Genomic DNA, 25569 nt, shown 5'->3' with positions numbered 1-25569 from the left:
GCTCGAGCTCCGGGTCGGACCATGGTTCACGGATGCCGAACCGGGGTCCGGGTTCCGGGTCGTGGGTGGTCGGCGCGCCGACCGGCAAAACGCCGTTCCTGTTTGCACGGCGCGCGGGCGGTGTGCATAAATTGTCCGGCGCACGATCTGATAGCTGTTTGCTCTTGAAGGTGTTCGCGTAGCAGGGGCGCGGACACCGCTTCGTCACGACGAAGTCGTACCCAGGCTTCGAGCGCAGCAGGGGGCGTTTTCTGCTGTGTTCCGGTGCCTCCGAGTCCGAGCGAGAGGTTGGAAGATGAATTCGCGATCGGCCACAGCTGTCGACCACGATCTTGATCTCATTCCGTTGTCGCGGGCGCAGTACAGCATGTGGCTGGCCGACAATCTTCCGGGCAGGCCGAACGTCAATATCGCGCATTACGTCGATATCGAGGGCGCGATAGATGTCGACCTACTCACCGAGGCAATCAACATCGTCGGGCGGGAAACCGAATCACTCGTCGTGCGGGTCGTCGAATTCGACGGCCGCCCCTATCAATTCGTGGACCGCGGTATCACCTATGCCGACGCCCTACTGGATCTGTCCTTTGCCGACGATCCGTATGCCGCGGCCATGGAGTGGATGCGCCGCGACTACAGCACCAAGGCTGTCGACCTCGGCCGTGACCGGCTGGCGGTCGCCAAACTCATCAAGATCGGCGAGCGGCGGTACCTGTGGTACGCCCGCGCGCACCATCTGATCATCGACGGATACGGCGCATTCAATGTGATGAGCCGGATGACCGAGCACTACAACGCGATCATCGAGGGTAGACAGCCGCCGCCGCTGGTGGCGGCGGATCTGCGGGATATCGCCGAGGCCGATCGCGCGTACCACACGAGTCCGCGCTTCGAATCCGACCGGGCGTACTGGCACGACAAGATTTCCGGTCTCCCGACACCGGTGAGCCTTTCGGGACGCGCCGCGCGCTGGAGCGATAACGACCGTATCGCCGGCCGGCAGTTGCCGGACCCGCTGTCGGAGCTGCTCGAGCGGTTCGCCGAGAATCAGGGGGCCTCGCCCGCCCAGGTGGTCATCGCCGCGTTCTCCGCGTTCCTGGCGAGAATGACGGGCTCCGAGGACGTGGTGCTGTCGATGCCGGTGAGCGGCCGGGTGACCCGGCGCCTGCGGCACGCCGCGGCCATGCTGGCGAATATGGTGCCGATCCGGTTCGCGGTGACGCCGCAGACCACGATCGCCGGATTGGTCGGCGCCGCGGTGTCCGAGCTCGTTTCGGCGATCCGCCATCAGCTCTACCGGTTCGAGGATATGCGACGCGAGACGAATATCGCCGATACAGCGGCCAATTCGTTCGGTCCGGTCGTCAACATCTTGTTCTTCGACAGCGAGATCCGCCTCGGATCCGCCGTCGGCCGATATCGCGCCCTCACTTCCGGCGTACTCGACGATATGCAGCTGAACCTCTACCGTCCCGGTACGAACGGGCCGCTGCTGCTCGAACTGCACGGCAATCCGAATCTGTACAGCCAGGACGAACTCGAACTGCACACCACACGGTTCGTCGAATTCTTGGGGCGCCTGCTGGAATCGCCCGTGGACACCCCCGTGGTGGATATTCCACTCGTCGACTCGGCGGAAGAACAGCGCCTCGTCGGCGACCTCGCGGGGCGCGACGGTGTGGTCGCGGTCACTACATTGGTCGATCTGCTGATCGACCGGGCGGCGGTCCGCCCCGACGCGGTCGCCGTGACCTGCGGCCCGACTGTCCTGACCTATCGGGAGCTGGACGAGCGGTCCAATCGGTTCGCCCGCACGCTCATCGCCCGTGGCGCCGGGCCGGAAAGCCTGGTGGCCGTCGCGCTGCCGCGGGACGCGGAGCTGCTCGTCGCCACCCTGGCCGTGCTGAAAACGGGGGCCGGATATCTGCCCCTGGACATCGCCCATCCCGCCGACCGGCTCGACTATGTGCTCGCCGACGCCGCGCCGGTGCTGGTGGTCACGAACAGCGCACTGCGCGAGAGTGTCCCGGGCGACCCGGACCGGATCGTGGTGTTCGACGACCGCGCCGGGTCCGACGGCGACAGCTCGCCGGTCACCGATGCCGAACGATCCCGCCCACTGCGGCCGGACAATATCGCCTATGTCATCTACACCTCCGGCTCGACCGGCCGTCCCAAGGGCGTGCCGATCGCGCACCGTGCCGTGGCGTCGTACCTGACCAATGCCTGCGCCGAGATCGGGGTCCGGCCCGGCGATGTCTGGACCCTGTTCCACTCCTTCGCATTCGACTACTCGGTGTGGGAGATCTTCGGCCCGCTGGTTTCCGGGGGGCGTGTCGTCGTCGTGGACACCGCGACCACCCGGTCGCCCGACGAGGTCGTCCGCCTGGTGGCGCGGGAGAAGGTCACCGTTTTCAACCAGACACCGTCGGCTTTCCAGCAGTTCGTGGCCGCCCGGGAGCGGTACGCGGCCGGCGGGGAAGCCGAGGGGCCGTTGGCGCTGCGGTCGGTGATCCTGTCGGGGGAGCGCCTGGATCCGGCGGGACTGGCCGCCTGGTACGAACACCAGCCGCGGGTGCCGGTCGTGGCCAACAGTTACGGGATCACCGAGACCACCGTGTTCGTCACCTATCTGCCGCTGACGCCGGATATCGCGGTGCCGGGCGCCGCGAGCGCGATCGGCACGGCACTGCCGGGATTGCGCACCTATGTCCTGGACGAGCGGTTGCGGCCGGCCCCGCTGGGGGCGTGGGGTGAAATCTACGTTTCGGGGGCGCAACTGTCCCGCGGATATCTCGGGCGGCCCGCGCTGAGCGCGGCCCGTTTCGTCGCCGACCCCTTCGGCGCACCGGGTACGCGGCTCTATCGCAGTGGGGATATCGCCCGCTGGAACCACCGGGGCGAGCTCGAATATCGCGGCCGGGCCGATCAGCAGGTCCAGTTGCGCGGGTTCCGGATCGAACTCGACGAGATCCGCAATGTACTGCTGGCCGACAGCGTGGTGGCGTCCGCGGTCGTGGTCGTCCATCGGCCGGGTACGGAGGCGGCCCGGTTGGTCGCCTACGTGGTGCCGGTCGGCGATCCGGCCGAGGTCGTCGCCGACGTCCTGCGCGGCCGGATGGCCGGGGTCCTGCCGGAGTACATGGTGCCGGCGAGCGTCGTCGTCCTGCCCGAGCTGCCGTTGACCGTCAACGGCAAGGTCGATCACCGGGCCCTGCCCGAGCCGGTGTTCGATTCGGCCGCGGCCTATGTCGCGCCGAGCACGGTGGTCGAGGAGACGATCGCCGATGTGTTCGCCGACGTCCTCGGCGTCGAGCGGGTCGGCGTACTGGACGACTTCTTCGACCTGGGCGGCAATTCGCTCACCGCGACCGGCGCCGCCGTCCGGATCGGCGAGCTGACCCGCTGTGATGTCTCGGTGCGCGACCTGTTCGGCGCCCCGACCGTCGCCGGACTGGCGGCGCGTATCGCGGCCGGACACCGCCCGGCCCGTCCCGCCCTGCGCGCCCGGCCGCGGGTGGACCCGGTCCCGCCGGCCCCCGCGCAGAACCGGATGTGGTTGATCAACCAGGCGGACCCGGCCTCGGCGGCGTACAACATCCCCCTGGTGGTGCGACTGACCGGCCAACTCGATGTGGCGGCGCTGCGGACCGCGCTCGTCGACGTCCTGGACCGGCACGAGGCCCTGCGGACCGTCTTCCCGGCCGTCGAGGGTGCGGGTTCCCAGGTGGTACTGCCGGCCGAGGAGGTGATCGCCGGCCTGGATCTCGTGCCCGAGATCGCGGACGGGGCGGAGCTCGAGCACCGCATCCGGGAGCTCACGGCACAGGGTTTCGATGTCAGCGTACGGCCGCCGCTGCGCAGCGGCCTGTACGCCTCGGCCGACCGGCGCCGGCACGTCCTGGCCGTCGTCCTGCATCACATCTGCTGCGACGGATCGTCGCTGCGGCCGCTGTCTGCCGATCTCGCGACCGCCTACGAGGCCAGGGTGCAGGGCAAGACGCCGGACTGGCAGGCACTGCGGGTGCAGTACGCCGATTACAGCGTCTGGCATCGCGAACTGCTCGGTGACGAGGCGGACCCGGAGTCGCCGGCGGCCCGTCAGCTGAACTACTGGAAGGGGCACCTGGCCGGAAAGCCGCCGGTACTGGAGCTGCCCACCGACCGGCCCCGGCCGGCCCAACGGTCGCTGCGCGGCGACCGCACCGAAACCGTGATCCCCGCCCAGGTGTACCGCGGGATCGAGAGGCTGGCCCGGTCGGCGAACGTCACCGGCTTCATGGTCGTGCACGCCGCGCTCGTCGTGCTGCTCGCCCGGCTGTCGGGCTCCGACGACATCACTGTCGGTACCGCCGTGGCCGGGCGCGGCGAACCCGCGCTCGAACCGCTCGTCGGTATGTTCGTCAACACCGTGCCGCTGCGCACCCCGGTCCGCCCGGGCGAATCGTTCACGGACTTCCTGGCCCGGGTGCGCGCGGTGGATGTGGACGGCTTCGCCAACAGCGACCTGCCCTACGAGCGGGTCGTGGAGGAGGTCGATCCCCGGCGGTCGGCCGCGTACGCCCCGCTGTGCCAGGTGTATCTGGCCTTCGAGAACATGCAGCGGCCGAGTCTGGAACTGCCCGGCCTCACCGTGGAGGTCCTGGATCCGGAGGTGGCCACGGCGAAGGTGGACCTCGTGGTCACCGTCGCGGAGAACGCTTCCGCCGGTGGTGACGTCGCGCTGCGCGTCGACTACGCGACCGACCTGTTCGACCGGCACACGGTCGCGGAGTTCGCGGCCCGGCTGAACCGGGTGCTCGACGCGGTCGTGACCGATCCGGGCGTCCGGGTCGGTACGGTGGACGTGCTGTCCGCAACCGAGCGGGCCGGGCTGGTCCCGGCCACGGGCGCCCCGGCGGCGGCACCGCGGCTGTTGGCCGATGTACTCGCGGCCGCCGACAGCGACGCGGTGGCGGTGATCGCCGGCGAACGGATGGTCACCTACGGCGAACTGGACGCGTGGTCGAACCGGATAGCCCGTGACCTCATCGCACGCGGGGTCGGTCCGGGTGACCACGTCGCGCTCGTGATGGGACGTTCGGTCGAATTCGTGGCCGGTATGCGGGCGGTGGCGGTGACCGGCGCGGCCTTCGTCCCGGTGGACCCGCGGAATCCGGCCGAACGGATCGCGCTCATGCTCGGCGACGCCGCGGTCCGTGTCGCGGTGACGGTCGAATCCCACCGGGCACTGCTGCCCGAGTCGATCATGCGGCTGGTACTCGACGACCCCGATACCGCGGCCGCGCTCGCCGCCGGATCGGCGGCGCCGGTGACCGACCGGGAACGGACCCGGCCCGGCCGTGTGCTCGATACGGCGTACGTGCTGTACACCTCGGGCTCGACCGGTACACCCAAAGGCGTCGCGGTGACGCACGAGGGCCTGGCGAATTTCGCCGCCGAACAACGCGAGCGTTATCGGGTGGATCCGTCCGCGCGGGTATTGCAGCTGGCAGCGCCCGGATTCGACGCGGTCGTCCTCGAACTGCTGATGGCACATGCGAACGGTGCCGCGCTCGTGATCTCGCCGCCGGAGGTCTTCGCCGGCGCGGAACTGGCGCAACTCGTTCGCGCCCAACGGGTCTCGCACGCGTTCGTGACACCGAGTGTGCTGGCGACGATGACACCGGAGGGCTTGGACTGCCTGCGGGTGCTGGTGGCCGGCGGTGAGGCGGTACCGGCCGAGACGGTGGCGACATGGGCGCCCGGTCGCGAACTGTTCAACGGATACGGCCCCACCGAGACCACCATCATGGTCGCGATCAGCGATCCCTTGTCGGTAGGCGACCGGGTGACCATCGGCGGACCGATCCGCGGTATCGAGGCCGTGGTCCTCGATCCCGCGCTGCGGCCGGTTCCGGTCGGGGTGACCGGGCAACTCTTCGTCTCCGGAGTGCAACTGGCCCGCGGCTACCTGGGACGGCCCGCGGCCACGGCCGCCGCGTTCGTCGCCGCGCCCTTCGGTCCGCCCGGCGCCCGGATGTACCGCACCGGCGACCTGGCGCGCTGGACCCGCGACGGGACTCTGGAATACGCCGGCCGCACCGACTTCCAGGTCAAGATCCGCGGTCAGCGCATCGAACTCGGCGAGATCGAGGCCGCACTGGCCGCGCACCCGGCCGTGGCGGTCGCCCATGTGGTGGGCGTCCCCGGCGCACACGGCGCCCGCCTGGCCGCGTACGTGGTGCCCGCGGACGCCGAAGTGGACACCGCGGCACTGCTGGCGGACACCGCGCAGCGCCTGCCGGCGCATATGGTGCCGGAAACCGTGCTGGTGCTCGAGACGCTGCCGCTCTCACCGGTCGGCAAGATCGATCGCGCCGCGCTGCCCGAGCCGGTGTTCGGCAACGCCGCCACGGAATTCGTCGCGCCCCGCGACAGCGTCGAACAAACCGTGGCACGGGTGTGCGCGCAGGTGCTCGGCGTCGAACGGATGGGAGCCTTCGACAGCTTCTTCGACCTGGGCGGCAACTCGCTGTCGGCCACCCGGGTCGCCGGCCGGTTGAGCGCCGAATTCGGTGTCGATATCGCCCTGCGCACAGTGTTCGACGCACCGACCGTCGCGGCGCTGGCGGACCGGCTGCGCGCGAGCGCTCCGGCCGGCCGGCAACCACTGGTCCCGCAGCACCGCCCGGAGCGGATCCCGCTGTCGCCGGCGCAGACGCGGATGTGGTTCCTCAATCGGTTCGAGCCGGACTCGCCGCTGTACAACATTCCGCTGGTACTGCGACTCTCGGGCCCCCTCGATGTGGCGGCCGTACAGGCCGCGGTCGCCGACGTGCTCGGCCGCCACGAAGCGCTGCGCACTCGCTACCCGGACAGCGACAGCGGACCACACCAGGTGATCGTGCCGGTGGTGGACGCCTGCGCGCCGCCGGAACCGGTCGCGGTGCCGGCCCACACGGTCGAGGCCCGGATCGCCGCGGCGACCGCGGCCGGATTCGACGTCACCCGGGAGGTACCGCTCCGGATCACGCTGCTGCGCAGCGCGCCCGACGAGCACACCCTGGTCCTGGTGGTCCACCACATCGGCTTCGACGGTTCGTCGCTCGCCCCGCTCGCCGCCGACCTGATGACCGCCTACCGGGCCCGGCACCGCGGCCACGAGCCCCGGTGGGCGCCGCTGCCGGTGCAGTACGCCGATTACACGCTGTGGCAGCGGGAACTGCTCGGCACCGAGGACGACCCGCACAGCCCGACGGTGGCGCAGACCGAGTACTGGCGCTCGGCCCTCGCCGACCTGCCCGAAGTGCTCGACCTGCCTACCGACCGGCCGCGCCCGGCCCAGCAGAGCTTCCGGGGTGCGACGTACTCCACCACGCTGCCCGCGGACCTCCATCGCGAGGCGATCGCCCTGGCCCGCCGCCACGACACCACCGTGTTCATGGTGATGCACGCCGTCTACGCGGCGCTGCTGGCCCGGCTGTCCGGGACCGGGGACATCGCCGTCGGAACGCCGATCGCCGGCCGCGGCGAACCCGGCCTCGACGGCCTGGTGGGTATGTTCGTCAATACGCTGGTGCTGCGGACACGCGTGGCGCCCGGTGCGTCGTTCGCCGCGGTTCTCGACCAGGTTCGCGCCGCGGATCTGGCCGCGTTCGAGAACGCCGACATCCCGTTCGAGCGACTGGTCGAGGTGCTCAATCCGCCCCGGTCGACGGCGCACGCGCCGCTGACCCAGGTGGGGTTCTCGTTCCAGAACATCGAGATCCCGGAGGTCCGGATCGACGGGCTGACGGTCACGGCCCGGATGATCGACCCGGCCGTCGCCAAATACGATCTGCACCTGAATCTGGTCGACGCCACGCCCACCGAGGACGGATCCGGCGGGATGGCGGTCGAATTCGGTTATGCCACAGATCTGTTCGACGAGTCGTCGATCCGGTCCCTCTTCGACCGCTATCTGCGACTGTTGCGCGCGGTCCTGGCTGATCCCACCGCGCCCGTCGGCGATATCGACTTGCTGACCACGGCCGAGCGGCAGGCGCTGGCCGAGCGGTCGGCCGGCGTGAGCACAGTCGCCGGCCCGGCGTCGCTGCCGGATCTGTTCACGGCCCAGACCACGGCGACCCCGCGGAATACGGCGGTCGTCGACGCCGCGACCGGCGAGCGCCTGGACTACGGGGACTTCGGGCAGCGGGTGAACCGGCTGGCCCGCGCGCTCATCGGCCGGGGCGCGGGTCCGGGGACGGTGGTCGCCGTCGCGATGCACCGCTGTGTCGATCTGCTCACGAGTCTGTACGCGATCCACGCCGCCGGTGCCGCGTACCTGCCGCTGGATCCGGAGCACCCCGCCGACCGGCTGCGCTCGGTCTGTGCGACAGCGCGGCCGATCGCCGTGCTCACCCGGGGCGACGAGGTGGACCTGCCCGCTGGAGTGCCGCGGTGGGTCCTCGCGGAATTGGGAGTGCCGCGGCACGATCCGGCACCGGTCACCGACGCCGACCGGATCCGGCCCTTGTCTCCGGACGATCTGGCCTACGTCATCTACACCTCCGGCTCGACCGGTGTGCCCAAGGGCGTGGCCGTCACGCACCGTGCGGTGGTCAACCAATTGTGCTGGATGCGCGAGCATTACGGTCTCGACGGTTCCGATGTGATGATCTGGCGCACGCCGGTGACCTTCGACCTGTCGGTGTGGGAACTGTTCTCCGCGGCGGCCTGTGGCGCGGCACTGGTGGTCGCGGACACGGACGCGCACCGTGACACCAGGGTGCTGGCCCGGCTGCTGGCCGAACACCGGGTCACCACGGTCGATTTCGTCCCGTCGCTGCTCGCCGCGTTCCTGGCCACCGCCGAGGGCCGCGAATTCCCGGATCTGCGGCGCGTCCTGTGTATCGGCGAGGCGCTGCCGGCCGAGACGGTCCGTCGCTTCACCGAGGTCAGCACCGCGCGTATCGACAATCTCTACGGCCCGACCGAGGCCGCGGTCAGCGTCACCTCCCACCGTGTCGAGGACGTGTCCGGCTCCGCCGTGCCGATCGGCGTACCCGAGGCGAATGTGGTGGTCCGGGTGCTGGACGCACGGCTGCGGCCGGTGCCGGACGGTGTCACGGGCGAGCTGTACCTGGGCGGGGCGCAGCTGGCCCGCGGATATCACGAACGTCCCGCGCTGACGTCGGCCACCTTCGTCGCCGACCCGTCGGGCACGGGCGGCGCCCGGCTGTACCGCACCGGCGACCTGGTGCGCTGGGACGCCGGCGGCACCCTGCGCTACGTGGGCCGAGCCGATACCCAGGTGAAACTGCGCGGTCTCCGGATCGAGCCCGGCGATATCGAGGCCGCGCTGGTGGCTCACGCCGCCGTGGACGCCGCGGTGGTACAGGTACGCACCGACCACGGCGAACAGCGCCTGGTCGCCTATGTGGTCGCGCCGCCCTCGTGCGATACCCAGGAGATCCGCGCGTCGCTGCGGGAACGGTTGCCCGCCTATATGGTTCCGGCCACGGTGATCCGGATCGATACCCTCCCGCTCACCGCGAACGGCAAGGTCGATCACCGCGCGCTGCCGGCGCCGGACCCCGCCCTGCGTGCGGCCGAGTTCCGCGAGCCGCGGGGCCTGGTCGAACAGACAGTGGCCGAGGTCTTCGGCGAGTTGCTCGCCCTGCCGGAGATCGGCGCCCAGGACGATTTCTTCGAACTGGGCGGTAATTCGCTGCTCGCGACGCGGGCGCTGAGCCGGATCGGCGATATCCTCGAGGTCGACGTCGCGGTGCGGGTGATCTTCGAGGCGCCCACGGTCGCCGACCTCGCCGAGCGCATCACCCGTTTGCGGGCGGTACCGAGCCTCCCGGCGCCCGCGCCCCGCCCGCGCCCGGAGCGGATACCGCTCTCGCCGGCGCAGTCCCGGATGTGGTTCCTCAACCAGTTCGACCCGGCGGCCGCCGGATACATCGTCCCGCTGGCGATCCGGCTCGACGGCGTCCTCGATCTCGGGGCGCTCACGGCGGCCGTCGGTGATGTGGTCGAGCGGCACGAGAGTCTGCGTACCGTCTACCCCGCCGTCGACGGTGTGCCGGCCCAGGTGGTGCTGCCGTACGCGGAGGTCGCCGCGTACGGGGATCTCGTACCGGAACCGATCGCCGAGGGCGAACTGCCGCGGCGGCTGACGGAGTTCTTCGGCCGTACCTTCGATGTGACGGCGGGGGTGCCCCTGCGGGTCGGTCTCTTCCAGCTCTCCGAATCGGTCTGGGTGCTCGCGCTGGCCGCGCATCACATCAGCTGCGACGGTTTCTCGGTGGCACCACTGGCCACCGATCTGATGACCGCCTATCGGGCGCGTTCGCTGGGTGGCCGGCCGGAGTGGGCGCCGCTGCCGGTGCAGTTCGCCGATTTCGCCCTCTGGCAGCGTGAGGTGCTCGGGGCGGCGGACGATCCGCGGTCACGCGGTGCGCGCGAGATCGCCTACTGGCGTACCCGGCTCGCGGGTGTTCCCGATGTCCTGGATCTGCCGACCGATCGGCCGCGGCCGCCGCGGCGCTCCCAGCGCGGTGCGTCCGTACAGGTCACGATTCCCGGTGAACTGCACCGGCGGGTGCAGACACTGGCACGACGCGGCGGCGCCACCACGTTCATGGTGGCGCATACGGCGCTGGCGGTCCTGCTGGCGCGGCTGTCCGGTAGCGACGACATCACCATCGGGGTGCCGCACGCGGGCCGCGGCCACCGCTCGTTCGACGGTCTCGTGGGCATGTTCGTCAATACCCTGGTGATGCGGACCCGGGTCACGCCGCACGAGAGCTTCCGGGAACTCCTGGAGCAGGTCCGGCGGGCCGATATCGAGGCCTACGACCATGCCACCGTCCCGTTCGAACAGCTGGTGGAAGTGCTTAACCCGGTGCGTTCGGCGGCGCATACGCCGCTGTTCCAGGTGATGCTCGCCTATCAGAACATGGACCGGGCCCACGTCGAACTGCCGGACCTCACCGTGGACGATCTCGATCCCGGCGACGATGCCGCGATCTGCGACCTGCTGCTGATGATGTCGGAGGGCTACGGCGCCCACAACGAGCCGGTCGGTATGACACTGCGCCTCACCTATGCCACCGACCTGTTCGACGAGGACACCGCTGCCCGGTTCGCCGCACAGTTCGTCCGCGTGCTCGAGGCCGCGGCGACCGATCCGTACGCGGCGGCCGGCGATATCGAACTCCTCGACGAGGCCGATCGGGCAGTGCTCCTGCGCCAGTGGAACGCCACCGGCGACCCTGTCGTCACCGGCCGCACCCTGGCCGGCCTCTTTGACGCCCAGGTGGCCCGTACCCCGGCCGCGCCGGCGCTGCGCGATCCGGCCGGTGGCGTGCTCACCTACCGGGAATTCGACGGGCGCGTGAACCGTCTCGCCCGCTGGCTCACCGACCGTGGTGCCGGACCGGAAACCGTGGTGGCGGTGGCGATCCGCCGTTCCACCGATCTCGTCACCGCGCTGTACGCGGTGGTCAAGACCGGGGCCGCGTTCCTCCCGCTCGATCCCGACCATCCGGCCGCGCGGATCGGCCGCGTGCTCGCGGCGGCCCGGCCCCTGCTGGTGCTGACCACGTCCGCGGACGGCGGGAATCTGCCGGTGGACTACGCCGCCGAGCCGATCGACCGGGCGGACCTCAGCGGCTACGGCGACACCCCGCTCACCGACGCGGACCGCCGGGCGCCGCTGCGCCCGGAACACACGGCCTACGTGCTGTTCACCTCGGGTTCCACCGGCCTGCCGAAGGGGGTCGCCCTGACGCATGCCGCGACCGCGGCGCAGCTGGCGTGGGCACAGCGGCAGTGGCCGCACGACGGGACCGATGTGGTGCTGTTCAAGACCCCCGTCACTTTCGATATCGCGGTATGGGAGCTGTTCTGGCCGTTGCAGACCGGCGCGCAGCTCGTGGTCGCCGCCCCGGACGGTCACCGCGACCCGGCCTACCTGGCGAAGGTTGTGGCCGAACACCGGATCACCACCGTGCATTTCGTCCCGTCGATGCTCGATGTCCTGCTCGACACCACCGCGGCGCCGTTGCCGTCGGTCCGCCGGGTGTTCGTCGCCGGGGAAGCGCTGGCCCAGCGTACCGTCGACGACTCGGTGCGAATATTCGGCAATGCCGAGGTGGTGAACTGGTACGGGCCGGCCGAGGCCGAGGTCGTCACCAGCCACCGGTGCCTGCCCGGGGAAGGCCCCCGCGCGACCGTGCCGATCGGCCGGCCGGTCGCCGGTATGCGCGTCCATGTCCTGGACGCCCGCCTGCGACCCGTTCCCTTCGGGGTGACCGGTGAACTCTACGTCTCGGGCGTGCAGACGGCCCGCGGGTATCAGGGCCGCCCCGATCTCACCTGCGGCGCCTTCGTCGCGCATCCGTTCGGCGCGCCGGGGGAGCGGCTGTACCGCACCGGCGACCTGGTCCGTTGGACGCGGTCCGGCGATCTGGAATTCAGGGGGCGCCGCGATTTCCAGGTGAAGGTGCGCGGGCAGCGGGTGGAGCCCGGCGAGATCGAAGCCGCGCTGTGCGCGCTGCCGGAGGTCGCCCGTGCCGTCGTCGTCGCGACGACGGCACGGATCGCCGGCTATGTGACGCTCGTTCCCGGCGCCGTGGTCACGGGCCGCGAGCTGCGCGACCGGATCGCGCGGACGCTCCCGGCCTATCTGGTCCCGGCCGCGGTCCAGGTACTGGCGGCGATACCACTCACCGCCAACGGCAAAGTGGACCGTGCGGAGTTGCCCCGGCCGGTGTTCGAGGAACCGGCCGAGTTCGTGGCCCCGCGTACCGAGCGGGAAACCGTGCTGGCGCGAATCGTCGCCGAGCTGACCGGAATCGAGCAGGTGAGCGTGACCGCCGAGCTGTTCGAGCTCGGTGTCGATTCGCTGTCGGCCGCGCGCCTCGCCGCCCGCGCCGAGGCGGCCCTGGATGTCGAGGTCGGCATCCGCGATATCTTCGACGAGCCGACGATCGCCGGTCTGGCACAGCGGCTCGCCACCCGCACCCGCGGCGCCGCCCTCCCGCTCACGGCGCGCGAGCGTCCGGCCGCGGTTCCGCTGGCGGCGGCGCAGCGCCGGATGTGGTTTCTCAACCAGTACGACACCGGGTCCGCCGCGTACAACATCTGTTTCGCGGCCCGGCTCAGCGGTGCGCTGGACGTGGAGGCACTGCGGGCCGCGTTCCGGGACGTGACCGTCCGGCACGAGCCGCTGCGGACGATCTACCCCATGGTGGACGGCGAACCGTGCCAGGTCGTCCTGGACGCCCCGGCCGCCGGGGCCGAGCTGCTGCCGGAGGCCGAAGCGGTCGCCGACGGCAGCGAACTGGCCGAGCGGATCCGGCGGGTCGCCGAAACCGGTTTCGATGTCGCGGTATCGGTGCCGGTCCGGGCCGGGTTGTACCGGATCGGCGCCGGGGAGCACGCGCTGGTCCTGGTGGCGCACCACATCGCCGCCGACGGTGCCTCGATGCCGGTGCTGGCCCGTGATGTGTTCACCGCCTACGCGGCCCGCGCACGCCGGCAGCCGCCGGCGTGGGAACCGCCGGCGGTCCAGTACGGTGACTACGCCCTGTGGCAGCGGGAGCGCCTGGGCGCCGAGGACGATCCCGGATCGCTGATCGCCCGGCAGATCGCCTACTGGACCGATGTGCTCGGCGACAGCCCGGAACTGCTGGCTCTGCCGACCGACCGCCCGCGCCCGGCCACGGTCACCACGGCCGGCGCCGGCGTACGCTTCGGCATCCCGGCGCGACTGCACGACGCGATCGCGCGCCTGGCCCGGCAGGAGGGCGTGACCACCTTCGTGGTGCTGCACGCGGCGCTGGCGCTCCTGCTCGCCCGGACGGCGCACACCGACGATGTCTCGGTCGGTACTCCGGTCGCGGGGCGGGGACACGAGGCACTCGACGATCTGGTCGGTATGTTCGTCAACACCGTGGTGCTGCGCACCCGGATCGCCGAGGGCCGGTCGTTCCGCGACCTGCTCGCGGGCGTGCGCGATGTCGACGTGGCCGCCCTCGCGCACGCCGATATCGCCTACGAACGGCTCGTCGATGTGCTCGACCGGCCGCGGTCGACCGCGTACACCCCGCTGTACCAGGTGATGTTCGGGTTGCAGAACACCGGGCCGGCGCGCTTCGAACTGCCCGGTGTGGACATCACCGTGCTCGACCCCGGGATCGCGCAGGCGAAAACCGATCTCACCGTGCTGCTCGACGAGCGGACCGACGGAGAGCGGCCCGCGGGTATCGGCGGGGAGATCGTCTACGCCACCGATCTGTTCGCGGCGCCGACCGCGACGGCGTTCGCCGAGCGGTTCGTGCGCGTCCTCGAGGCGGTCACCACCGACCCGGCCCGGGCGGTGGGCGATATCGACCTGCTCGACGCGGCGGAAACCGCACAGCTGGTACCGGCCGTCGGCGGCCCGGACGAAACCCCCTGTCTGCTGTCGGATCTGCTGGCCGCGGCGGTCGCCGCGCACCCCGGGCAGATCGCGCTGATCGGCGAGAGCGAAACCCTGACCTACGCCGAACTCCACCGGCGCGCCGACCTGCTGGCCGGATATCTGGTGGCGCGGGGCGCGGGCCCCGGCGTCCATATCGCGCTGGCGGTACCGCGCTCGGTGGACTATCAGATCGCCATGTGGGCGATCTCCCGGACCGGCGCCGCCTTCGTCCCGGTGGATCTGCGGTATCCGCGGGAGCGGATTGCCCACATGGTCGCCGACTCCGGTGTCGTCCTCGGCCTCACGGTGGCCGACGCGGCGCCCGCGTTGCCGGACAGGGTGGGGTGGGTGGTGCTCGACGAGCCGGCCACGGTCGCCGATATCGAGCGGCAGCACGGGCTTTCCGCGAGTGCGCCGGCCCTGCCGCGGGCCCGGACAGAGGATACGGCGTACGTGATCTACACCTCCGGTTCCACCGGCACGCCGAAGGGGGTGGTGGTGACCCACGAGGGGCTCGCGAACTTCGCCACCGCCCAGCGGGTGCGGTATCGGGTGGACCGGTCCGCACGGGTGCTGCACGTGGCGGCACCGGCCTTCGACGCGGTGCTGCTCGAGGCCTTGATGGCCTGTGCGGCGGGCGCCGCGCTGGTCATCTCACCACCGGATGTCTTCGGTGGCCCGGAACTGGCCCGGCTCATCCGCAACCACAAGGTCTCGCATGCCTTCCTGACACCGAGCGTGCTGGCGACCGTATCGCCCGCCGATCTCGAATCGGTGCAGGTGCTGGCGGTCGGCGGTGAGAGGGTGCCGGCCGAATTGGTCGCCTCCTGGGCGCCCGGGCGCCGGCTGCACAATATCTACGGTCCGACCGAGGCGACGATCGTCACCACGATGAGCGCTCCGGTGCGCGCCGGCGGTCCGATCGATATCGGTGGCCCGATCCTCGGCGCGCGGGCCGTCGTCCTGGACGCCCGGCTGCGTCCGGTGCCGGTCGGTGTGCCGGGCGAGTTGTATCTCGCGGGCGCGGCACTGGCACGGGGATATCTGAATCGACCGGCGCTGACCGCGGGCGCGTTCGTGGCGAACCCGCACGGCGGCGCGGGAGCGCGGATGTACCGGACCGGCGATATCGTGCGCTGGACTCCGGCACACACCTTGGAATACGTCGGCCGCAGCGATTTCCAGATCAAGATCCGCGGCCAGCGCATCGAACTCGGTGAGATCGATGCCGCGCTGGTCGCGCAGCCCGGCATCGCGGCCGCGGTCACGGTCGCGCGCCCCGGTCCGGACGGCCGGTCGATGCTCGCGGCGTATGTCGTGGCCGAGCCCGCTACGGAGATCGCCGCGGCCGCGGTATCGGACCGGCTCGCGGGCGTGCTGCCGGCCCATATGCTGCCCGCCACGATCACCGTCCTGGACCGGATGCCGCTCGCCTCGACCGGCAAAGTGGACCGTAAAGCCCTCCCGGAACCCGTGTTCGAGGTAAGGGAAACGGACACGGTCGAGCCGGCCACCGAACTGGAACGCACCGTCGCGGCCGCCTTCGCGGAGGTGCTCGGCGTGCCGTCGGTGGGGGCGACCACCTCGTTCTTCGCGCTGGGCGGGGATTCCATCATGTCGATCCAGCTCGCCGCGCGGCTGCAGGCCGCCGGGGTGGTCGTCCGGGCCCGCGATATCTTCGAACGCCGGACCGTCCGGGCGCTGGCGCGGGCCGCCACGAGCGCGAGCCGGGTGACGCTCCCGGAACTGCCCGGCGGCGGGGTGGGGGATATCCCGAGTACGCCGATCGTGGCCTGGTTCGGTGAACGACTCGGCGCGGCCCGGGGATTCGCCCAGTCGATGCTGGTGCGGTTGCCCGCGGACGCCGCGGTGGCCGAGGTCACCGCGACGGTCCAGGCCCTGCTGGACCGGCACGATATGCTCCGCTCCCAGCTGTGCGACGGTCGTCTGCGGGTGCTGCCGACGGGGTCGATCGATGCGGCGGACGCGATACTCGTGCAAACCTTCCGGGCCGGGCAGGCGCCGGGCCGCGACGGGTTCACCGCGGTGGCCGAGGCCGCGCTGGCCGCTGCCACCGCACGTCTCGATCCGGCCGCGGGCCGGGTGATGCAGGTCGTATGCCTGCTGCCCGCGGCCGGAGTCGATGCGGAGAGCCGCGCGCTCGTCGTCATCCACCACCTGGCGGTGGACGGCGTCTCCTGGCGGATCCTGCTGCCCGATCTCGCGACCGCCTGGCAGCAGATCGCCGAGGGCCGGCGGGCGGATCTGCCCGCCCCGGGGACCTCCCTGCGCCGCTGGGCGCACGCCCTGACCGACGCGGCGGCGGAGCGCACCGGCGAACTCGGCCTGTGGCAGCGCATGAGCACCGCCGCCGACCCGCTGCTGGGCCGGGCGGCGCTCGATCCGTCCATCGACACCCAGGCGACCGTCCGGCAGCTGCCGGTCGCCCTCCCGGCCGAGGTGACGAAGGTCCTGCTGGAGGTGGTGCCCGACGTCGCCCGGGCCACGGTGGACGACGCGCTGCTCGCGGGACTGACGGTCGCCGTGGGCCGCTGGCGGGCCCGCCGCGGAAGCACCCATCGGGGTGCGAAGATTCTGCTCGAGGGGCACGGCCGGGAGGAGCAGCTCGTCCCGGGCGCGGACCTCTCCCGCACCGTGGGCTGGTTCACCAGTGCCTATCCCGTCGCGCTCGAACCGGTCGGCATCGACTCCGGTGATATGCGTGCCGTGGTGAAAGCGGTCAAGGATCAGTTGCGCGCGATCCCGGACAAGGGGATCGGCTACGGTCTCCTGCGCTATCTCGATCCGGACGCCGGACAGCGGCTGGCGAGCGCGCCGGAACCGCAGATCGCCTTCAACAATCTCGGCCGGGCGGGGGTCGATCTGGCCGCGCTGTCGGGACTGGCCTGGGTTCCGACCGGCGAGGAGTTCGACCAGCGCGGCGCGTTCGACCCGGATATGCCCGCGGCAGCGGCGATCACGATCGATGTGCACACCTCCGAGACCGCGGCGGGCCCGGTGCTCTCGGCGCAGATCGGCTACGCCTCGCGGTTGCTGGACCACGCGGAGGTCGCCGAACTGGCCGATGACTGGATCGATGCCGTCCGCGAGATCGCGGCGGCGGCCCGCACCGGCGACGACTGGGGCCTGTGCCCCGCCGATGTACCGCTCGTCGCGGTGAACCAGTCCGATCTGGACACCTTCACCGACCGCTACGGTCCGCTCAGCGATGTGTGGTCGCTGGCGCCGCTGCAGGCGGGCCTGCTCTTCCACGCCGAATTCGCCGCGGGTGAACTGGATGTCTACACCGCCCAGTCGGTGCTGACTCTCGCGGGTACGGTAGACCCGGCCCGGCTCGAAGGGGCCGCGCGAGCGCTGCTCGACCGGCACCCGAACCTGCGCGCGGCCTTCACCCGGACGGTCGACGGTGTGGCCGCGCAGGTCGTTCCCGCCGCTGTGCCGCTGCGCTGGTATCGCGCCGAGACCGGCGGTGACACCGCCGAACTCGACCGGCTGATCGAAGCCGAACGGTCCGTGGTGTTCGATCCCGCCGATCCGCCGCTCTTGCGTTTCCTCGCGGTCACGGTGGGTTCCGGGGATGTCCGGCTGGTACTGACCGCGCACCATCTGCTGCTCGACGGCTGGTCGCTGCCGCTGCTGTGCCGGGAACTCATCGGTCTCTACGCGGTGGGCGACCGCACCGATCTGCTGCCGGCCGCGCCGTCCTACCGTGACTATCTGGCCTGGCTGGACCAGCGCGATCACGCGGCCGGTGTACAGGTCTGGCGTGCGGCCCTGGGCGAGTCGGTCGAACCGACCTTGGTCACCGACGGGCAGACGGCGACCGTCGCCGAGATCCCGGTCGACCTGCCGCTCGTGCTCGAACGCGCCACCACCGAGCGGCTGACCGAGTTCGCCCGGGAGCACGCGGTCACCATGGCCACCGTCGTGCAGTTCTCCTGGGCGGTCGTGCTGGGTAGCCTGCTGGGCACCGAACGAGTCGTCTTCGGTAGCACCGTCTCCGGTCGGCCCGCCGAACTGCCCGGTGTGGAGTCGATGATCGGGCTGTTCATCAATACGATCCCGGTCTCGGCCGACGTGACCCCCACCCGGACCGTGGCCGACCTGCTGACTCGTCTGCAAGCCGACAGCACCCGGCTGCTCGACCACCACTATCTCGAACTGTCCGAGATCACGGCCGCCGCGAACGGTCCGCACCTGTTCGACACCCTGGTCGTCTTCGAGTCCTACCCGGTCGACAGCAGCGGTCTGGGCGATACCGATATCGACGGGATGCGGGTGCTCGCCGCCGAGGGCCGCGACGCCGCCCACTATCCGCTGCTGGTCCAGGCGCACCAGACCGAGGAACTGCACATCCGGGTCCGCTACCAGCGCGCCCGGATCGACGATCGGACGGCGGCCGATCTCGCGGATCGGCTGGCCCGCGTACTGTGCGCGCTCACCGGTCACGCGGACAAGCCGCTCGCGGCGATCGAGCTGCTGTCGCCGGACGAACGCGCGGACCTGGTACCGGCCTCGAGCGGCAGCGCCGAGGCGCCGCGCTCGCTGTCGGAACTGCTCGCGGCGGGGGCGGCCCGCGAACCCGCGGCCGCGGCCCTGATCGCCGACGGACAGACCGTGTCCTACGCCGACCTGGAGGCCCGGTCCGACCGGCTGGCGCGGCTGCTGATCGACTGGGGCGTCGGTCCGGGCGACCGGGTGGCGTTGGCGCTGCCCCGGTCGGTGGAGTTCGTGGCCGGCCTGTGGGCGGTGGCGAAAACGGGCGCCGCGATCGTGCCCATCGACTCCCGCAACCCCGCGGAACGGGTCGCGCTCATGGTCGAACACGCCGATATCCGCGTCGCGCTGACGACCGCAGCGGTGCGCGAGTCGCTGCCCGAGGCGGTGCGGCCGCTGATTCTCGACGACCCGGAGACCCTGGCGTCCCTCGCCGCCTACCCGCCGGGCCGGATATCGGACGCCGCCCGCGTGCGTACCGCGCAGCTGCGGGATACGGCCTATGTGCTCTACACCTCCGGCTCGACCGGGGTGCCCAAGGGAGTGGCGGTCACGCACGAGGGCCTGGCGAATTTCGCTGCCGAGCAGCGGAGACGCTTCGCTGTCGACAGCGGGTCACGGGTGCTACAGGGTTCCGCGCCCGGGTTCGACGTCCTGATCCTCGAGGTACTGCTGGCGCACAGCAACGGCGCCGTGCTGGTACTGCCGCCGCCGCAGGTGTACGCGGGCGCCGAACTGGCCGAACTGATCCGCGCGCACCGGATCTCGCACGCATTCCTGACCCCCAGCGTGCTGGCGACACTGTCCCCGGAGGGCCTGGAATCGTTGCGCGTGCTGGTGGCGGGCGGCGAGGCGGTGACCCCGGAGACGGTGGCGGTCTGGGCGCCGGGCCGGTGCCTGCTGAACGGGTACGGTCCGACGGAGACCACGATTCTGGCCTGTATGAGCGGGCCGCTGCGGCCCGGTGCCCCGGTGACGATCGGTGAGCCGCTGCGCGGGGTGGAGGCCGTGGTTCTGGATGCCTGGCTGCGGCCGGTGCCGCCCGGTGTGGTGGGGGAGCTGTATCTGGCGGGTGTCCAATTGGCGCGCGGGTATCTGAGCCGGCCGGTGACCACGGCGGCCGCGTTCGTGGCGAACCCGTTCGGTGCGGCGGGAACGCGGATGTACCGTACCGGCGACCTCGTGCGCTGGACCCACGAGCGCACACTGGAGTATCTGGGGCGCCGGGATTTCCAGGTCAAGATTCGCGGCCAGCGCATCGAGCTCGGTGAGATCGAAGGTGTGCTCGCCGGCTGCCCGGGGGTCGATCAGGCGGTGGTCGTCCTGCGGCCCGACGCGCGGGGCCGCCACCGGCTCGCCGGGTATCTCGCGGGTGCCGCGTCGGTGGACCTCGAGGCGGTCCGGTCGGTCCTGGGCGACCGGTTGCCGGCGCATATGGTGCCCGAGGCGCTGACCCTGCTGCCCGAGCTGCCGCTCACCACGAGCGGCAAACTCGACCGCCTGGCGCTGCCGGCGCCCGAATTCGGTACCCGCCGGGCGTGGGTCGCCCCGGGTACCGACGCCGAGCGAACGGTGGCGGAGATCTTCGGACGGGTGCTGGATCTCGACGACGTGGGTGCCACGGACAGTTTCTTCGAACTCGGCGGGAACTCGCTGTCGGCGACCCGGGTGGCGGCGCAGTTGAGTGCCGCGACCGGAGCCCGGGTCGGTGTCCGGGACCTGTTCGAGGCGCCGACGGTGGCCGCGCTGGCCGCGCGGCTGACCGGCCTCGACCGCGAACACCGGGCGCCGCTGGTGGCCCGGCCCCGTCCCGCGCGGGTACCGCTGTCCCCGGCCCAGCAGCGGATGTGGTTCCTCAACCAGTTCGACACGTCGGTGGGCGCCTACAACATCCCCCTGGTGATCAGGTTGACCGGCGAGCTCGATATCGACGCGCTGCGCCGGGCCTGCGCCCTGGTCGTCGAACGTCACGAATCGCTGCGTACCGCGTTCCCCATGGCCGAGGGCGTCCCGTATCAACTGGTGGTTCCCGCCGCCGAGGTGGTGCCCGAGCTGCGGCCGGTCCCGGTGGCGGAGGATCAGCTGATGCGGCGGGCCGTCACCGCGGTCAGCACCGGTTTCGATGTGACGCAGGCGCCGCCGCTGCGGATCGAGCTGTTCGAACTGGGCGCGCGCGACCACGTCCTCATGATCACCGTGCACCACATCTGCGCGGACGGACAGTCCATGCTGCCGCTCGCCCGCGATGTGGCGGTGGCGTACGAGGCGAGCAGGCAGGGCCGCGCCGCGGACTGGCCGGCGCTGCCGGTCCAGTACGCCGACTACGCCCTGTGGCAGCACGAGATCCTCGGTGACGAAGACGATCCGGACTCCGTGATGTCGCGGCAACTGCGATTCTGGAAGCAGACGCTGGGCGGACTCCCCGAACTGCTGGAGTTGCCGACCGATCTGCCCCGGCCGCCGGTGGCGTCGCTGCGCGGGCGCGTCGTCGAATTCGAGGTCTCCGCCGAGTTGCACGCCCGGATCGGCGCGGCGGCCCGCGCGGGGAACGCGACGACTTTCATGGTGCTGCACGCCGCGCTCTCGGTCCTGCTGGCGCGGCTGTCGGGCGTCGGCGATATCGCCATCGGTACCCCGGTGGCCGGTCGCGGGGTGCGTGAACTCGACGATCTGATCGGTATGTTCGTCAATACGCTGGTCCTGCGGTCGCGGGTGGCGTCGCGGCAGACGTTCGCCGAACTGCTTGCCGATATCCGGGAAACTGATCTGGCGGCGCTGGCGCACGCGGACGTACCGTTCGAACAGGTCGTGGAGGCGTTGAATCCGCCGCGGTCGACGGCGCATCTGCCGCTCTACCAGGTGACGCTGGACGTCCAGAATCTGAGCCGGGCCGCGGTCCGGCTGCCCGGTCTCACCGTCGAACCGGTCGAGGACGGTTTCGACCAGGCCCAGGCGGATCTGAACGTGAAGCTCGCGGAACGGTTCGACGATACGGGCCGGCCGGGCGGTCTGGTGGGCCGGTTGACCTTCGCGACGGACCTGTTCGTCACGGAGACGATGCACCGGTTCGCGCGTGCCTTTGTGCGGATCCTCGAGGAGGTGACCACCGATCAGGACGTCGTCGTCGGTGATATCGATCTCGTCGACGCCGCGCAGCGGCGCGCGCTGCTGGACGCGGCCGGCCACCCCGGTGCCACGATCCCCGAGACGACTCTCGCGCACCTGTTCGCCGCCCGGGTCGCGGACCGGCCCGGGGCCGTCGCGGTGACCGACGGCCGTTCGACGCTGACCTACGCGGAACTGGACCGGCGCGCCGGCCTGATCGCCGCGCGGCTCGCCGAGTCCGGTGCGGGCCCGGAAACGCTGGTGGCCGTGGCGCTGACCCGGTCGGTGGACCTGGTCGCCGCGCTACTGGCCGTGGTGCGCACCGGCGCCGGATACCTGCCGCTGGATGTGGCCTACCCGGAGCAGCGGTTGCGGTTCGTGCTCGACGATGCCCGCCCGGTGGCGGTGCTCGCCTCCGCGCAGACGGTATCGGCGGTGCCCGAGTTCCCGGCTCCGGTACTGCTCGTGGAGGAGTGCGCGACAGCCGGCGATCCGGCGCCGGTGTTGCCGGCCACCCGGCCGGACAACACGGCCTACGTGATCTACACGTCCGGGTCCACGGGCCGCCCCAAGGGAGTGACGGTGAGCCATCGCGAAGCGGTCACCCTGTTCACCCGGATACCCGGGCGTTTCGACTTCGGCCCCGACGACGTGTGGACCCTGTTCCACTCCTCCGCTTTCGATTTCGCGGTGTGGGAGATGTGGGGCGCCCTGCTGACCGGTGGCCGGCTGGTTGTGGTCGACTACGAGGTGTCCCGCACGCCGGAGGCCTTCGTCGAGCTGGTCGCCCGCGAGGGTGTGACGGTCCTGAGCCAGACACCCTCCGCGTTCTACGGATTCGCCGAGGCGGACCGGGAGCGCCGGGCCGCCGGTCGAGGCGGGCCCGATCTCGCGCTGCGGTATGTCGTGTTCGGCGGTGAGGCACTGGACGCGACGCGGCTGGCCGGCTGGTTCGCGGCGCACGCGCCCGGGTCGCCCCGGATGATCAATATGTACGGGATCACCGAGACCACCGTGCACGTGACATTCGGTGAGGTCACCGGACCGGATACCGCGGGAATCGGTGTGCCGTTGCCGGGTCTGCGGGTCTATGTGCTCGACGAGCGCCTGCGCCCGGTGCCCATCGGGGTCGCCGGCGAGATCTATGTGGCCGGTGGCCAGCTCGCGCGAGGCTACCTGGGCGCCCCCGCGACGACGGCGGGCCGGTTCGTGGCGAACCCGTACGGGCCGGCCGGGGCCAGGCTCTACCGTTCCGGCGATGTCGGCAGCTGGCAGGCCGGCGCGCACGGTCTCGAACTCCGCTATCACGGTCGCGCCGACGCCCAGATCCAATTGCGCGGCTACCGGGTCGAATTGGGCGAGATCGAATCGGCACTGCTCCGGCATCCCGGTGTGGTACGTGCCGCCGCGGCGGTGCACCGGCCCGCGCACGGGGTCGATCAGCTGATCGGCTACGTGGTGGCCGCGGCGGGCGGACAGCTCGATCCGGCCGCGGTCCGGGCGACGGCCGCCGAGGTGCTCACCGGTTATATGGTGCCGGCGACGATCACGGTGCTCCCCGATCTGCCGTTGACGGTGAACGGCAAGTTGGATCGCACCGCTCTGCCCCCACCGGATCCCGGCCCCGCCCCCAGCGAGTTCGTCGCCCCCCGGACGGGCACGGAAAAGGCGATCAGCGAGGTGTACGCCCAGGTGTTGGGCGTCGGGCGCGTCGGGGTCTCGGACGGGTTCTTCGATCTGGGCGGCAACTCACTGCTGGCCACCATGGTGGTGCGCGAACTGAAGGCGCGCGGCGTGACGATCGCGCTGCCGTGGATGTTCGACGACGCCACACCGGAGGCATTGGCCCGCCGGGCCGACGAGGCCGAGGGCGGGTCGGGTCTACAAGTGCTGCTGCCCCTGCGGACGAGCGGATCGAAACCGCCCCTGTTCTGTGTGCATCCGGCGGGCGGGCTGGCCTGGTTCTACGGCGGTCTCGTGGAGCACGTGCACGCGGACCGCCCGGTCTACGGTCTGCAGGATCCGCATGTGGTGGCCGGTGAACCTCCGGCGGGATCGGTGGACGAGCTGGCGGAGCGCTACGCGAGCGAGATCCGCCGCATACAGCCGGAGGGGCCGTACCACCTGCTCGGCTGGTCGCTGGGCGGTCAGATCGCCCATGCCCTGGCGGTCCGGCTCCGGCGCGACGGTGCGGAGATCGGGCTGCTGGCGCTGCTGGACAGCGCGGTGGATCTCTCCGACGGCGACCCCACCGCCCCGGCTGCCGGCGGTCGTCTGCCGGGACAGTTGATGGCGGATCTGCTCGGCGGCTGGCGTGAGCTGTTCGCCCTCGGCGACGACGTCCGTGCCGATACCCATGAGCAGGCCTGGGCGGTCGTCCGGGAACAGGTACTCGGTACCGCGATGTTCACCGCCGAACAGGTGGACCGGGTGATGACGAGTTTCGAGACCGCCGGTGCGATCGCCGATCGGTACCGGCCGGCGGTCTTCGACGGCGACATGCACTTCTTCACCGCCGGGAAGGACCACACCGATCACGAGGCGCTGGCCCGTTCGTGGCGGCGTTATGTGACCGGGGAGATCCACAACCGGGTGGTCGATGTCCGGCACCTCGAGCTGAGCCATCCCGAGGCACTGACCGTTGTCGGTGCGGTAATAGAAAGGGCCGTAGCGCAATGCTGAACACGCACCAGACGCTGAAACTCGACGACGGCAGAGTGGTCGACTGCCCGAGCCCGGCGGAGGCGAGATTCCTCTGGGGTGAGATCACCGCGGCGACCGGTTTCTACCGGCAGGCCGCCGCCGGACTGCGGGCCGGTGACATCGCCCTCGATATCGGCGCGAATATCGGCCTGGCCGCGATGCTGTTCGCCGACGCCTGTCCCGGCGCCCGGGTGATCGCGGCCGAGCCCGTACCGGCGACCTTCCGCTGCCTGGAGAGCAATCTGAACGCGTATGTTCCGCACGCCGTGCCGGTGCGGACCGCTGTCGGCGCCGAACCCGGGATCCTCCCGCTCACCTGGTACCCCCAGGCGCCGGCCAACTCGGGCCTGTACGCCGACCGCGCCGAGGACGACGAAGCGACTCGGATATTCCTGCGCAACAGCGGTCTCGACGACGAGGCGGTCGATCTCATCACCGCCGAACTGCACCGGGGCGAACAGATCGACGTCGAGGTGACGACAGTGTCGGCCATCCTGGACCGGCACGCCCGGGACGCCGAGATCGGTGTGCTGAAGGTCGATGTGGAACGGGCGGAACTCGACGTGCTGCGGGGGATCTCCGCGCGCGACTGGCCGCGGATACGCACGGTGGTGGCGGAGGTGCACGATACCGCCGGGCGCTTGGCGGAGTTCCGCGAGCTGCTGGGCGGTCACGGGCTGACCACGCGGATCCGGCAGGACCCGAGTCTGCGCGGAACCGATCTGCACGAGGTGTACGCGAGCCGCGTCGCCTGACCCCGCGGTGCCGGTCCGGGAGCCGGCAGGACACCGACGACGATCCGG

The 25569-nt window shown here is 71.1% G+C and carries 2 protein-coding genes; both read left to right on the top strand.

The features are described 5' to 3' along the window. The first annotated feature begins 295 nt into the window (after positions 1 to 295). Positions 296 to 24745 (top strand): non-ribosomal peptide synthase/polyketide synthase, encoded by a 24450-nt coding sequence (locus ABZV91_RS03515; RefSeq protein WP_355234769.1) that lies wholly within the window; start codon positions 296 to 298, stop codon positions 24743 to 24745. After that, positions 24739 to 25521, top strand: coding sequence for an FkbM family methyltransferase (locus tag ABZV91_RS03510; protein ID WP_355234766.1), 783 nt, complete (start codon positions 24739 to 24741; stop codon positions 25519 to 25521). Before ABZV91_RS03515 ends, ABZV91_RS03510 begins: the two co-directional genes overlap by 7 nt. Positions 25522 to 25569: the final 48 nt, after the last annotated feature.

Origin of the sequence: Nocardia sp. NPDC004568, assembly GCF_040609955.1 — a bacterium.
GTDB lineage: Bacteria > Actinomycetota > Actinomycetes > Mycobacteriales > Mycobacteriaceae > Nocardia.
This window is presented reverse-complemented; position numbering and strand designations above follow the sequence as displayed.